The organism is Streptomyces fuscigenes (genome assembly GCF_021556455.1).
Classification (GTDB): domain Bacteria; phylum Actinomycetota; class Actinomycetes; order Streptomycetales; family Streptomycetaceae; genus Streptomyces; species Streptomyces fuscigenes.
Map to the genome: position 1 here is coordinate 1 of NZ_JAKGCV010000131.1, position 12,983 is coordinate 12,983.

The window sequence follows — 12,983 nt, forward strand, 5'->3', positions numbered from 1 at the left end:
GGACCGGGCGTCCCGACGCGAGAGCCGGCCTGCCGCCACCGCCGCTCGGTGGCCGTCCGCGCCGGGCCGGTTCAGTCGCGCCGCTCCGCGGCCGCCCGCCGCTCCGCCTCCCGGGCCGCCCGCTCCATCCGGTCGCACTGCCCCTCCCACCAGGCCGCGTCGCCCGGCGCCATGCCGTCGTTGCTCTCGTTCATCCCCACGGCACCGTCCATGAGTTCGCGGATGATGTCCGCGTGGCCGGCGTGCCGCTGCGTGTCCGCGACCACGCGCACCACGGCATGGTGCAACGTCACCTCGTCGCGGCCCTCGGGCCACCACGGCACCCTGCCCACCGTGTCCAGCGGCAGCGCGTCGAGTGTCGCGTCCGCGTGGTCCCACGCCCGCCGGTAGAGGCCCACCACGAACGAGCGCGACTCGTCGGCCGTGGCCCACATGTCCGCGTTGGGCTCGGCTCCGTCGTCGAGCCACGGCAGCGCTTCGCCGGACGGCCGTCCGAAGGTGTCGCCGAGATAGCCGAGCTCCACACTGGCCGCATGCTTCACCAGCCCGAGCAGGTTCGTGCCGGTCGGCGTCGACGGCCGGCGTATCTCGTACTCCGAGAGCCCTTCGAGCTTCCACAGCAGGGCGTCACGGGCGGACTGCAGGTAGAAGTGCAGATCGGATCTGGCATCTGTGGCGGTCATGCCGCCAGTGTGCCGCGCGGGCGACGCCTGTCCATCCGTCGCGCGGACACCCCGGGGAGCAAGCGGACACCCCGGGGAAACGAAAAGGAGCCGCCGGTGGTGCGCCTCCCGGGAGGGGGAGACGCACCACCGGCGGCCCGGCGACGGCCCGGCGCGGGAGAACCCCGCGCTGACCGGCCGCGATCCTAGATGTCGAAGTACAGCTCGAACTCGTGCGGGTGCGGCCGCAGCTGGATCGGCGCGATTTCCTTGGTGCGCTTGTAGTCGATCCACGTCTCGATCAGGTCCGACGTGAAGACGCCGCCCGCCTGCAGGTACTCGTTGTCCTCCTCCAGGGCGTCCAGGACGGCCGGCAGGGACGTCGGGACCTGGGGGACGCCGGCGTGCTCCTCGGGAGCGAGCTCGTAGAGGTCCTTGTCGATCGGCTCGGCGGGCTCGATCTTGTTCTTGATGCCGTCGAGGCCCGCGAGCAGCAGGGCCGAGAAGGCCAGGTACGGGTTGGACGACGGGTCCGGCGCGCGGAACTCGACGCGCTTGGCCTTCGGGTTCGAGCCGGTGATCGGGATGCGCATGGCCGCGGAGCGGTTGCGCTGCGAGTACACCAGGTTGACCGGGGCCTCGAAGCCGGGGACCAGGCGGTGGTACGAGTTCACCGTCGGGTTCGTGAACGCGAGCAGCGACGGGGCGTGCTTCAGGATGCCGCCGATGTAGTAGCGGGCGGTGTCCGACAGGCCCGCGTAGCCCTGCTCGTCGTAGAACAGCGGCGTACCCGACTGCCACAGCGACTGGTGGACGTGCATGCCCGAGCCGTTGTCGCCGAAGATCGGCTTCGGCATGAAGGTCGCCGTCTTGTTGTTGCGCCAGGCGACGTTCTTGACGATGTACTTGAACAGCATCAGGTCGTCGGCCGCGTGCAGCAGCGTGTTGAACTTGTAGTTGATCTCGGCCTGGCCCGCCGTGCCGACCTCGTGGTGCTGGCGCTCGACCTCGAGGCCCGCCCGCTCCAGCTCCAGGGAGATCTCGGCCCGCAGGTCCGCGAAGTGGTCCACCGGCGGGGCCGGGAAGTAGCCGCCCTTGTAGCGGACCTTGTAACCGCGGTTGTCCTCGGTGGAGCCCGTGTTCCAGGCGCCGGCCTCGGAGTCGATGTGGTAGAAGCCCTCGTTCGACGTCGTGTTGAAGCGCACGCTGTCGAAGACGTAGAACTCGGCCTCGGGGCCGAAGAACGCGGTGTCCGCGATGCCCGTCGAGGCGAGGTACGTCTCGGCCTTCTTCGCGATGTTGCGCGGGTCGCGGCTGTACTGCTCGCCCGTGATCGGGTCGTGGATGAAGAAGTTGATGTTCAGCGTCTTGTCCCGGCGGAACGGGTCGAGACGCGCCGTCGCCAGGTCGGCGCGCAGCGCCATGTCCGACTCGTGGATCGCCTGGAAACCGCGGATCGACGAGCCGTCGAACGCGAGCTCCTCCGTCGGGTCGAACGACTTCGCCGGCACGGTGAAGTGCTGCATCACGCCGGGCAGGTCGCAAAAGCGCACGTCGACGAACTTGACGTCCTCGTCCGAGATGAATTTCTTGGCCTCGTCGGCGTTCTGGAACATCCAGCTCCTCCTCCTCCCGCTCCGGGAGGGGCGGGGCTTGAAACTCGGCTGCGAGCGGGCGATCGGGCCGGGGTCCCTCGGCCCGTGCTCAAGGGCACATCGTGTTCGTGACCTTATGTTTCCGCCATTTCTCCAGCATGACCCGTTTGTTTCGTCCACGTTAACCGGCACGCCGGGCGCAGGGCACCGGCGTCGGGGGGTACCTCTCGGGGGACCGCTTCGGGCCGCGTACCGTTGCGGTGTGGACAACAGGGATGCAATCGGGTCGTGGCTCTCCGGTCCCCGCGCGGCGGCCGAGGACATGGGCGTCGACTTCGGGTACCGCGGGGAGCGGCTCGGCCTGCCGCAGTACGGTCCCGGCTCGGTCGCGCGCTTCGGTCGGCGCCTCGGCGCCATCCTCGTCGACTGGGCGCTGTGCGTCGTCATCGTCTACGGCCTGATCACGCACAGCAGCGCCCACAGCGTCGAGAACTGGGCGCTCGTCGTCTTCTTCGTACTCAGCGTCCTGACCGTCGGCACCGTCGGCTCCACGCCCGGGAAGCGCCTCTTCCGGCTCCGGGTCGTCGCCGAGGACGGCGGACGGCTCGGCGTCGTGCGCGTCCTGATCCGCAGCGTCCTGCTGTGCATCGCCATCCCGGCCCTCATCTGGGACCGCGACGGCCGCGGCCTGCACGACCGCCTCGCACGCGCCGTACAGGTCCGCATCTGACGCACGCCGCCCGGTCGGCGCAGGCATCCCGCGGCCGGCATCCGGTGCGCTCGTCCGACGCCGCGCATCGGGCGTACGGATGCGACGCGGGCCCGGGACGGCGCGAGCCCGGAGGGCGTGGAGCCGGAAGGCACGGGACCAGGGCGGGAGACGACGAGAGGGGGCGGCCGGTGGTCCGGCCGCCCCCTCTCGTCGTGCGTGCCCGGGCCCCGTACCCGCTCCGGGTGCCTGCCCGCCCGTCTCGATGCTCGACGCGGGACGGGCCGCCGCCACCAGGCGTGAGCGCGGAGGCCGCCCGGGAAGGCGGCCCCGGCGGCCCCGGGGAGCCCCCGCCGCGCGGGCCGGGGCCGGGCGGGTCCGCGCGGGAGGCCCGGAGGGTCAGATGGTCGGTGTGTCGTCCACGACCGGCTTGTGCAGCTCCTGGACGAACCGCCATCCGTCGGAGGGCTCCAGGTACTTGGCGCGCGTGGGGTAGATGTCCACGAAGCGGCGGTCCCGCTCGGAACTCGCGCTCTTCCGCCCCCGCGCACGCTCCTCGAAGAGGTCGATCTTCACGTCGGGCACGGCGACGGAGTCCTCGCTCCACCGCTGCACGACGCCCTCGCCGAACGCCTTCCGCGCGGCCGCGTAGAGCTTGCCCAGGGACTCGGCGTCCCCGCCGGGCACGAAGAGCGCGAGGTCCAGGAGCACGCCGGCGCTCTCCAGAACCTCGATCTCCTCCCCCTTGCCGTCCTCGACCCAGACGCCCGGCTCCTCCTCGCTGTCGGGCAGGACGTGCACGGTCTCACCGAAAACCGTCTTCGCGACGAAGGACCCCCCTTCGAAATCCTTGCCCGGCCGCGTGAGGGAGGCCGGAGCGTGGCATTCGAAAGAAAGGTCTTCCGTCGACGCGGAAACGAAGATCTGGTCGGCGACGCCCAGCTGTGCGACGTCCTCCGCCGTAAGACGCCGAGCCGTGATTTTCTTGGTGTTCATGTCTCTCTCTTTCTCCGTGCCGCAACCCCGAATTACTGAGAAATCTATCATGAACAGCCCTGCTGTACTGGCCACTTGATCCGACAGCGAGATACCGGCCGGAAGCGTCGTACCTATTCCCGCCGCGGCGGGAAAGCGCTTCTATGAACTGGTCGTGACCGGTGAGGCGGGGCATCCCGGCGTGATGCGGAAAACGGCGGAGGTGTGCGGACATCCTGCACGGCAGGTGAATGAATGCGCGCTCGTCCTCCCCGCGTGCGCAAACCGTGCCGCGCCTTTCACCTGAGCGTGGATAACGATCTCCTGCCGGGTGCGCCCTTGCGCGTGCCCATTGGCCGATCGCGCGAGATCCGCCGGTATTCCGGCCTCGGGGGAGAGGGAGATCGGCAATCGGTACGGCGGGCGGGGCCGAGAGCGTCCGCGGGGCCCGCCGCGGTACCCGACCGAGGCCGGCCGGGCCGTGGCGGGCCCTGCGGCCCGGCAGGAGGGGCCGGGCCCGGTGCCGCCCCGGCGACGGACCATCCCCGGCGGTGTGGACGGGTGCCGGCCGGCCGCGCGGGGCTTCGGCGGTCGCGTACGCCCCGTGTCGGCCGACTCCCCCGCCGTGCGCGTCACTGCGGGGGAGTCGGCCGCAGGCCCGCCCGGAACGAAACGGGCCGCCGTGCCGGACACGTGGCCTAGCTTCCCGCGACGACCGCGCCGCCGTCGACGGTGAGCACTGTTCCGGTGACGAACTGGTTGCCCATCAGGTAAAGGTGCGCGGCGGCGATCTGATCCGCCGTTCCCGTCGATTTCGTGAGCGTCCTGTCGGCGAGGGAGGCGAGCAGCGCCTCTCGCTGGGGCTCCGGGACCGCGTCCCACAGCGGTGTCCGGATGACTCCGGCTCGCACCGCGTTGACGCGGATCGGGGCGAGTTCGGCTGCCAGCCCCCGCGTCAGGCCCTCGGTGGCGGCGGCTCCGGCGGCGGCGAGTGCGGCGCCCGGTACGGGGCGGACGGCGACCGTGCCGGAGGTCAGCGCGATCGAGCCGCCCGGTCGTACGCGTCGCGCCGCGTGTTTGACGGTGGCGACAGCCCCCCAGAAGCGGACGTCGAACAGGCGGCGGGCGTCGTCGAGTGGCAGATCGTCGAGCGGCAGCGGGCGCACGGCGTCACCGGCCGTGTACACGACGTGGTCCAGCTCTCCGAGACGCGCGAACAGGGCCGCGACCGCGTCTTCGTCGCGGGTGTCGAGGACGGCCCCCTCGCAGGCGCCCGGCAGATGCGCGAGCGCGGACTCCAGCCGCGTCCGGTCGCTCGACGCGATGGTGACGGCGGCCCCTGCGGCCGCCGCGGCGCGGGCCGTGGCCAGCCCCATCCCCGAACTGCCGCCTATGACGACGACACGCTGAGCGGAAAGATCCATGGTGTCCACCTCTGTGATCGCGAAAGTGATGACTCACTGAGTCATGAAGGCTAGCACCATGACGACTCGATGAGTCATCACTGCTAGGCTGAGGGGCATGCCACGATGGGATCCCCGCGCCGAGGACCGGCTCCGCGAAGCGGCGCTGGAACTCTTCCTCGACCGCGGCTACGAGAACGTCACCGTCGCGGAGATCACCGAGCGCGCCGGCCTGACCCGGCGCTCCTTCTCGCGCTACTTCGCGGACAAGAGGGACGTGCTGTTCGCGGGATCCGACCGACTCCCGGTCGCCCTCGCCCGTTCCGTCCGGGAGGCCGACGCCGATCTGATGCCCTTCGAGGCCCTCTTGGCCGCCCTCGTGGAGGTCGCCGGGCCCCTGGCCGGTGACGCCCGGCTCGCCGCTCAACGGCGTGCCGTCGTGCGGACCAGCCCGGAACTGCAGGAACGGGGGCGGACCAAGTTCGCCGCTGCGGGCGAGGCGGCGGCCGAAGCGCTGCGGGAGCGGGGCGCCGAGGAGCCGGAGGCGACCCTGCTGGCCGAGGTGGGGGTCGCCGTCTTCCGCACCGCGTTCGAGCGCTGGGTCGAGCAGCCGGACGCCGTCGGCCTGGGGGCCCGCATCATGGAGACGGCGGCCGGGCTCGCCGCCGGCCTCGGCGCGGTGGACTTCGGCCCGGCGCCCCGGCCATGAGTCAGGGGCAGGCGACGGGAGAGGCGGCCGGTACGAGCCGCTGCCGCAGCGGGCGGGGCCGACCGGGCGACGCGCGAGCGCCGCTGCCCGCGGCGATCGGGCCGGCTCGCACGTCGACCCGTGTGCCTCGGTCGGCGCACCTCCGCCCGGGAGCCGTTTGTCGAAGGTCCGACGGCGTCCGCGGCGGCACGGGCGAAGCGCCCTTCGGCATGCCACGTGCAGGGAAGAACGGGGAGAGGACGCCATGACCGACGAGGACGCCATGACCAGCAAGGAGCAGCCGGTGGGAGCAGTCGGGGAGCTCGCCGCCGTGGTCGATCAGGTCGCGGGGCTGGTCGAATCGCTCGACGAGCGGGAGTGGCACGCCTCCACGCCGTGCGAGGACTGGGACGTGCGGGACGTCGTCGACCACCTTCTCGACGTGCAGCGGCGGTTCCACGCCAACCTGGTGGGGCAGCCCGTCCGGTCGCGGCCGACTTTCCGGGAGAACGCGGAGATGCTGGTGACCGCCTTCTCGGAGGACGGCGCACTCGAACGCGTCGTCCCGGACCGCTTGGGCGACATCACCGGCCTGACGCTGCTGCACATCCTGACGATGGAACTGCTGGCGCACGGCTGGGATCTCGGGCAGGCCGTCGGACGGCCCCCGGCCTTCGAGGAGGAGACCGCGGCCCGGACCGTCGACTTCGCGCGGATGATGAGCCCGAAGGTGCCGCCGTCCCTGCGCCGGTTCGCGGCCCCCCAGCCGGTCGCCCCGGACGCACCGGCCATCGTCCGGCTCGCCGCCCTCCTCGGCCGGAAGGCGGCGCCCTGAGCCGGTCGTCGAGCGACAGGTGCCGGGCGCGTTGCCCGCACCCTGGTCGGGGCGGCCCGGCCGGGGCCGCGGTGCCCGCGCGGGACGCCTGAAAGGCCGCGCCGCGCCGCGCCGGACCGGAACGTGTGACTTCCGGATCTCGGAGCACAAGAACCCCAGAGACAGGGCGACTTCATCGCGCGGAGGCAATGATGAGCAACACGGGTTCCGGACATGAGTGGGGACGTCCCGCGGAGGGGCCCTGGTGGCGGTTCGTCCCGCGCAACAGGGCGTCCGGTTGGCTGTCGCTCGTGGCGGGCGTCCTCTTGACCGTGCAGAGCGTCTACTTCCTGGTGACGTACGAACTCTCGTTCCAGACGGCCGTGGAGGTCTTCGCGGGGCTCCTCGGTGTGCTGCTGATCGTCCGGTCCGTCGACGGTCTGCGGGTGCTGGATCGCGAGCCGCGGCGCCCCTGACGCGGCGGCGGTGACCCGGTGACCGTGACGCGGCGGCGGTGACGCGGCGGCCGCCGGGTCGCCGCGTCCGTCCGGGAGCCGTCCGGAACACACGCCGCCACCTGCGCGGACCGCGGGTCGGCGAGGTCCCCGGCCGTCCGCGCGTGCGCCGGACGTCCCCCGGCTGCCCGCGCTCCTTCGTCCGGTTGCGGGGCCGCACCGGGCCTCAGCGCAGATCCTGTCCGTGCGCGGGCTGCGGGACGCTGTGCAGCCGCCGGTCCAGGGACTCCAGCAGACCGGTCAGGTCGGGGGCGACGGCGAGGTCGTCGAGAGTGGGAGCGGGCAGGAAGCCGGCGTCGACCAGTCCGCGCAGGGCGTCCAGCAGCGGCGTCCAGAAGCCTCCCGCGTCCAGGAGGCCCACGGGCTTGCCGTGGAAGCCGAGCTGGCGCCAGGACCACGCCTCGAAGATCTCCTCCAGCGTGCCGAGTCCACCGGGCAGGGCGATGAAGGCGTCGGAGCGATCGGCCATGATCGCCTTGCGCTCGTGCATCGAGTCGCACATGACCAGCTCGGTCACCCCCTCGTGCGCCCACTCCCGCTCGACCATGCTGCGCGGCATCACGCCGACGACCTCGCCGCCGGCCGCCAGCACGCTGTCCGCGATTACCCCCATCAGCCCCCGGCGGCCACCGCCGTAGACCAGGCCGATTCCGCGCCGGGCCAGTTCGGCACCGACGTCGGCCGCCAGCGCGGCGTGCGCGGGGTCGTGTCCGTCGGACGAGGCGAGGAAGACGGCGATGCGGCGCATGAAGATCTCCGGAACCGGGGGAGCGGGCCCTTCGGTCTACCACGGGTGCCGCAGCGCTGACCAAGGGGTTTCGGAGAGGGACGCCCAAGAGGGCGGCACGCCGTGGGACGGCCGGGAGGGCGGCGCGCCCTCTGGGATCGTCGCCCGGCCGATCGGCCGGGAGGGTTCAGATGCCGGGTGCCGGGTGCCGGGTGCCGGCGAGTGGCGGGTGCCGGAGTGGCGGGTGCCGGAGTGGCAGCGAAGGCGGGATCGATCTCGGCTTCCCCGCTCTCGCCGGGCGGCTCCGCCTTCAGCCGGGCGGCGGCCACGAGGCGACGGTCGGCCACGGACCCGCCAGGAACCGCCGCGCACGGTCAAGAAAGGACAGGTGCGGGCACGATCGGGACCGGTTCGGTCCGGGCAACGCCCGGAGGAGGTCCGGTCGGTGGGAGCGTGCCGGGAGCCTTCCGGAGGGCGTCGAGGCCCTCCGGGGGCTCCGCCGGGCGGCTCCCACCGAGGAGGAGGGGCAGGTGGGCGTCGGGCCGGGACTCAGCCGCGGGGCGAGCGGCCGCGAAGACCGCGCCCGGGCATGGGGCCCTTCGGCACCGGCATGTTGCTCATCAGGTCGCCCATCGCGCGCAGCCGGTCGTTGGTCGCCGTGACCGTCGGGCCGTCGACCACGCGCGGCAGCTTCAGCAGCGTGGCCCGCACCTTCTTCAGCGGCACCTGGCCCTCGCCTTCGCCCACGATGATGTCCTGGACCGGCACGTCGACGACGACGCGCGCCATCTTCCGCTTCTCGGCCGCGAGCAGCGACTTCAGCCGGTTCGGGTTGCCCTCGGCGACCAGCACGATGCCGGCGCGGCTCACCGCCCGGTGCACGACGTCCTGGTTGCGGTTCATCGCGACGGCCGGCGTCGTGGTCCAGCCGCGGCCCACGTTCTCCAGGACGGCCGCGGCCGCACCGGGCTGGCCCTCCATCTGCCCGAAGGCGGCGCGCTCGGCACGGCGGCCGAAGATGACCGCCATCGCCAGGAACGCCAGGATGAAGCCCAGGATGCCCAGATAGAGCGGGTGGCCGATCACGAAACCGATGGCGAGGAAGACACCGAAGGTGACGATTCCCACGCCCGCGACGACAAGACCGACCTTGGAATCGACCCGTCGGGTCATCTTGTAGGTAAGAGCGATCTGCTTCAGTCGCCCCTGGTTCGCAGCAGAGTCTGCGTTGTCCTTCCTCGCCATGTAGGAAAGTTTACGTGGCTTGGGAGGACCGGCCCGACACAGCCTCGATCGCGGAGAGCGCCTCGGCCCGGTCGCGCGCCGCCCGGCGGTCCTCCTGGACGGCCGACCAGGCATTACGCCGGGCCGTGCGCTGCCCCGCACTCAGCAGCAACGTTTCGACAGCGCGCAGCGCGAACCGCGCGGCTGCCAGCGGGCGGACACTCGGGTGGACCGGTGCGGCCTGCATGATGGCGATCTCCCTGAAAGAGGCGAGACGGACGGGGACGGCGGTGCGAGGGCGGCCCGGCGCGGTGTGCGGGGCGCGTGCGGTACGGGACGGCGGCGGCAGACGGGCGCGCGGGTGCGCACTGTGTGCATCCAGCGTCACTCACCGGTGTTACCAGCGCGTGACCCGGCGGTCAAACCGCGGTGAAACACGGTTCGCCGCGGGCCCGGCCGCGCACGACGGCGGGCGCGACCCCCGCACGCCCCTCACCTGGGGGATGTGCGGGGACCGCGCCCGCTCCTGTCTTTACTCGCCGGTAGCCGCTTGTGCCCGGATTCACACAGCCGGAGGTACCGCCGCGGCCGTGCCCGCGGTGGCGCCGACTCCCGCGAGGCCGGCGCCGCGGCGCTCCATCGCCTGCTGGAAGAGGCGGCCCGCGCGGTAGGACGAGCGCACGAGGGGACCCGACATGACGCCGGAGAAGCCGATCTGCTCGGCCTCCTCCTTCAGCTCGACGAACTCGTCGGGCTTGACCCAGCGTTCGACCGGGTGGTGGCGCACGGAGGGGCGCAGGTACTGCGTGATGGTGATCAGCTCGCAGCCCGCCTCGTGCAGCTGGCGCAGGGCCTCGCTGACCTCGGCGCGCTCCTCGCCCATGCCCAGGATCAGGTTGGACTTGGTGATCAGCCCGGCCTCGCGGGCCCTGGTGATGACCTCCAGGGAGCGCTCGTAGCGGAAGCCGGGGCGGATGCGCTTGAAGATCCGCGGGACGGTCTCGACGTTGTGCGCGAGGACCTCGGGCCGAGCGGAGAAGACCTCGGCGAGCTGCTCCGGCACGGCGTTGAAGTCGGGGATCAGCAGCTCGACCTTGGTCGCGCCGGACTCGCGGGCGGCGGTCATGGCGTGGATCCGGCGCACGGTCTCCGCGTACAGCCAGGCGCCGCCGTCCTCCAGGTCGTCGCGGGCGACGCCGGTGATGGTGGCGTAGTTCAGGTCCATCGTGACGACGGACTCGCCGACGCGGCGGGGCTCGTCGCGGTCGAGGGCCTCGGGCTTGCCTGTGTCGATCTGGCAGAAGTCGCAGCGCCGGGTGCACTGGTCGCCGCCGATGAGGAAGGTCGCCTCACGGTCTTCCCAGCACTCGAAGATGTTGGGGCAGCCGGCCTCCTGGCAGACCGTGTGCAGGCCCTCGCTCTTCACGAGTTTCTGCAACTGGTTGTACTCGGGACCCATCTTCGCCCGGGTCTTGATCCACTCGGGCTTGCGCTCGATGGGCGTCTGACTGTTCCGGACCTCCAGACGCAGCATCTTGCGTCCGTCGGGTGCGACAGCGGACACGTCCGGCACCTCTTTCTGGGCTGGCGCGGCATTCGATTCTTCGGCGGATACCAGGTTACGCCCGTGAATTGCGTGGTCTCTCGGGCCGCCCGCCAGTGGTCGGCGGGACGGGGGGACCGGGCGCCGGGTCTCGGGGACCGCGGGGCCGGTCGAGGGGAGTCGACGGGAGTCGAAGGGAGTCGACGGGGAGTCGAAGGGGAGGGGATCGCGGGATCCGGTGGCTTCGGGGACAGGGGCGAGAACGGGGCGCGGAAGCGGGGAACGGAGCGCGGGCCCGGCCGCCGGGGGTCTCAGACGCTCGCGCGCTCCAGGGCGGCCGCTTCCCCGGCCCGCGCCGCCGCGTCCGTGCCGTCCGTGGCGTCCGTGGCGTCCGTCACGGGCCGCGTCCGACCCGCGTCGTCCGCGGCTGCCTGCGCCGGGGCCTCCTCCGCGAGGACGTCGCGCAGGTGGCGCTCGACCACGGGCAGCACCTCCTCGACGGCCACGTCGCGCCCCAGCTCGTACGCCAGCGACGTGACGCCCGCGTCCCGGATGCCGCACGGCACGATGCGGTCGAAGAACGTGTTGTCGGGGTTCACGTTCAGCGAGAAGCCGTGCATCGTGACGCCCTTCGCCACGCGGATGCCGATCGCGGCGAGTTTGCGGTCCTCGCCGCGCTGGCCCGCGTTGGAGGGCGCGTACTCGGGGCCCTTGAGACGGGGGTCGAACTCGTCGGTCCGCACCTGCGGGTCGAAGTCGAGGACGAGGCCCGTAGCGGCCGGACGGGCGTCGGCGGTGTCGCCGAGCACCCACACCCCGCTGCGGCCCTCGACGCGGGTCGTCTCCAGCCCGAACTCCGCGGCCGTGCGGATCAGCGCCTCCTCGAGGCGGCGGACGTGCGCGATCACGTCGACCGGGTTCGGCAGCTTGAGGATCGGGTAGCCGACGAGCTGCCCGGGGCCGTGCCAGGTGATCTTGCCGCCGCGGTCGACGTCGACCACCGGGGTGCCGTCGAGCGGGCGCTCGTCGTCCCGGGTGCGGCGGCCGGCCGTGTACACGGGCGGGTGTTCGAGCAGCAGGCAGGTGTCCGGCACCTCGTCCGCGACCCGCGCGGCGTGCACGCGGCGCTGCTCCTCCCATGCCGTCAGGTACTCGACGGCGTTCTCGCCGAATCCCAGACGGACGTACCGCAGCTCACCCACGGCAGTGCCTCCTTAGAGCTATCGGTGCACCGAGGCGTTTCCTGCCTTTGTGGCGCTCTCGCAACTGTACGGCGGCGGGGGAGCGAGCGGTCCGGGAGGTGGCGGAGACGACACCGGGAGCGGCCGCGGAGGGGCCCGTGCATGTGCCTGACGCAGTTTCTGGGCACGCTTTCCAGCCGTCGCCGCGATCCTCACACGATCGGATGAACCCAGGGTGAAAGCCCCTGTGGGGCCGGTCGGCAACGCTAAATTCACGCCGATCGTGAGGGGCCGATGGTATGGGACTGCCCCGGGGCCCGGAAGGCAGGAGACCGTACAGCTGATGTCGGAACGACCTCCGCAGCGCAATCCCAACCGCAGGCTCGCCGCGCTCATCGCCGAGGCGGGTTTCTCCCACGCGGGCCTCGCCCGCCGGGTCGACCAGCTCGGCCTGGAGCACGGGCTGGACCTCCGGTACGACAAGACGTCGGTGACGCGGTGGCTGCGCGGCCAGCAGCCGAGGGGCACCACGCCCGCCCTGATCGCCGAGGTGTTCACGCGCCGGCTGGGGCGCCGCCTGTCGACGCAGGACCTCGGGCTGGACGCCTGCGCGCCGGTGTACGCGGGCCTGGAGTTCGCGGCCACGCCCGAGGAGGCCGTCGACATCGTCGGCGGCCTGTGGAAGAAGGACTCGGGCAGCCACGCCGAACTGCGCAAGATCGCCTTCACGCCGGCCGGACTGGTCGTGCCCAGCCGGGACTGGCTGATCGGCCGGCCCGACGAACGGGTGGGCCACCCGGGGCTCGCGGCCGGGGCGGCGCCCGCCGTACCGCCGGGACGTCCCCTGGCGGCTGCCGTCGCCGGGGGCCCCGGAGGAGCCACGGGCCCCTCCGGCGGGAGCGCGGGCGCCGACGGCGCCCCCGCGGCCCGCGTGCCCGCGCAACCGA

The 12,983-nt window shown here is 72.3% G+C and carries 14 protein-coding genes; 5 read left to right on the forward strand and 9 right to left on the reverse strand.

Annotation, left to right across the window (positions count from 1 at the left end; all coding sequences use genetic code 11):
- Positions 1–71: 71 nt before the first annotated feature.
- Together L1885_RS13320 and glnA are read right to left on the reverse strand one after the other, a co-directional pair.
- A complete protein-coding gene (locus L1885_RS13320) occupies positions 72–683 on the reverse strand; it encodes a DinB family protein (RefSeq protein WP_235797296.1) in 612 nt (203 codons plus the stop codon).
- Positions 684–868: 185 nt separating this feature from the next.
- On the reverse strand, positions 869–2,278 hold the full coding sequence (gene glnA / locus L1885_RS13325; RefSeq protein ID WP_235797297.1) for a type I glutamate--ammonia ligase: 1,410 nt from the start codon (positions 2,276–2,278) through the stop codon (positions 869–871).
- 241 nt (positions 2,279–2,519) lie between these two features.
- On the opposite strand from glnA, the gene L1885_RS13330 reads away from it, so the two are divergent.
- The gene (locus tag L1885_RS13330; RefSeq protein WP_235797298.1) at positions 2,520–2,987 is read left to right on the forward strand and encodes an RDD family protein; all 468 of its coding nucleotides are present in this window, start codon (positions 2,520–2,522) and stop codon (positions 2,985–2,987) included.
- A gap of 378 nt (positions 2,988–3,365) precedes the next feature.
- Here the strand turns inward: L1885_RS13330 and L1885_RS13335 are convergent, their stop codons facing one another.
- Both L1885_RS13335 and L1885_RS13340 read right to left on the reverse strand, forming a co-directional pair.
- Positions 3,366–3,962 (reverse strand): hypothetical protein, encoded by a 597-nt coding sequence (locus L1885_RS13335; RefSeq protein WP_235797299.1) that lies wholly within the window; start codon positions 3,960–3,962, stop codon positions 3,366–3,368.
- A gap of 677 nt (positions 3,963–4,639) precedes the next feature.
- Positions 4,640–5,365, reverse strand: a complete 726-nt coding sequence (locus L1885_RS13340; RefSeq protein WP_235797300.1) for an SDR family oxidoreductase — start codon at positions 5,363–5,365, stop codon at positions 4,640–4,642.
- Between the two features lie 97 nt (positions 5,366–5,462).
- Between L1885_RS13340 and L1885_RS13345 the strand changes: the two genes are divergently transcribed.
- The 3 genes from L1885_RS13345 (at position 5,463) to L1885_RS13355 (ending at position 7,322) form a co-directional block, all read left to right on the forward strand.
- Positions 5,463–6,053, forward strand: a complete 591-nt coding sequence (locus L1885_RS13345; protein WP_235797301.1) for a TetR/AcrR family transcriptional regulator — start codon at positions 5,463–5,465, stop codon at positions 6,051–6,053.
- A gap of 244 nt (positions 6,054–6,297) precedes the next feature.
- Entirely contained in the window at positions 6,298–6,867 is a 570-nt protein-coding gene (locus tag L1885_RS13350) for a TIGR03086 family metal-binding protein (RefSeq protein ID WP_235797302.1), read from the forward strand.
- 191 nt (positions 6,868–7,058) lie between these two features.
- Positions 7,059–7,322: a hypothetical protein gene (locus tag L1885_RS13355; RefSeq protein ID WP_235797303.1), complete on the forward strand. Its 264-nt coding sequence runs from the start codon at positions 7,059–7,061 to the stop codon at positions 7,320–7,322.
- A gap of 205 nt (positions 7,323–7,527) precedes the next feature.
- Here L1885_RS13355 and L1885_RS13360 read toward each other — a convergent pair whose 3' ends face one another.
- The 5 genes from L1885_RS13360 to lipB all read right to left on the reverse strand — a co-directional run bounded on the left by L1885_RS13360 (position 7,528) and on the right by lipB (position 12,057).
- Positions 7,528–8,109, reverse strand: a complete 582-nt coding sequence (locus L1885_RS13360) for an LOG family protein (protein ID WP_235797304.1) — start codon at positions 8,107–8,109, stop codon at positions 7,528–7,530.
- 528 nt (positions 8,110–8,637) lie between these two features.
- Complete coding sequence (locus L1885_RS13365) at positions 8,638–9,333, reverse strand: DUF4191 domain-containing protein (RefSeq protein WP_235797305.1); 696 nt, start codon at positions 9,331–9,333, stop codon at positions 8,638–8,640.
- Between the two features lie 10 nt (positions 9,334–9,343).
- Entirely contained in the window at positions 9,344–9,559 is a 216-nt protein-coding gene (locus L1885_RS13370; protein ID WP_235797306.1) for a hypothetical protein, read from the reverse strand.
- A gap of 315 nt (positions 9,560–9,874) precedes the next feature.
- A complete protein-coding gene (gene lipA, locus L1885_RS13375) occupies positions 9,875–10,876 on the reverse strand; it encodes a lipoyl synthase (RefSeq protein WP_235797307.1) in 1,002 nt (333 codons plus the stop codon).
- Positions 10,877–11,166: 290 nt separating this feature from the next.
- Positions 11,167–12,057: a lipoyl(octanoyl) transferase LipB gene (gene lipB, locus L1885_RS13380; RefSeq protein ID WP_235797308.1), complete on the reverse strand. Its 891-nt coding sequence runs from the start codon at positions 12,055–12,057 to the stop codon at positions 11,167–11,169.
- 322 nt (positions 12,058–12,379) lie between these two features.
- Between lipB and L1885_RS13385 the strand changes: the two genes are divergently transcribed.
- Positions 12,380–12,983: NsdA family TPR-like regulatory protein (locus tag L1885_RS13385; protein WP_505016775.1), on the forward strand; the 604-nt coding region annotated here is incomplete at its 3' end.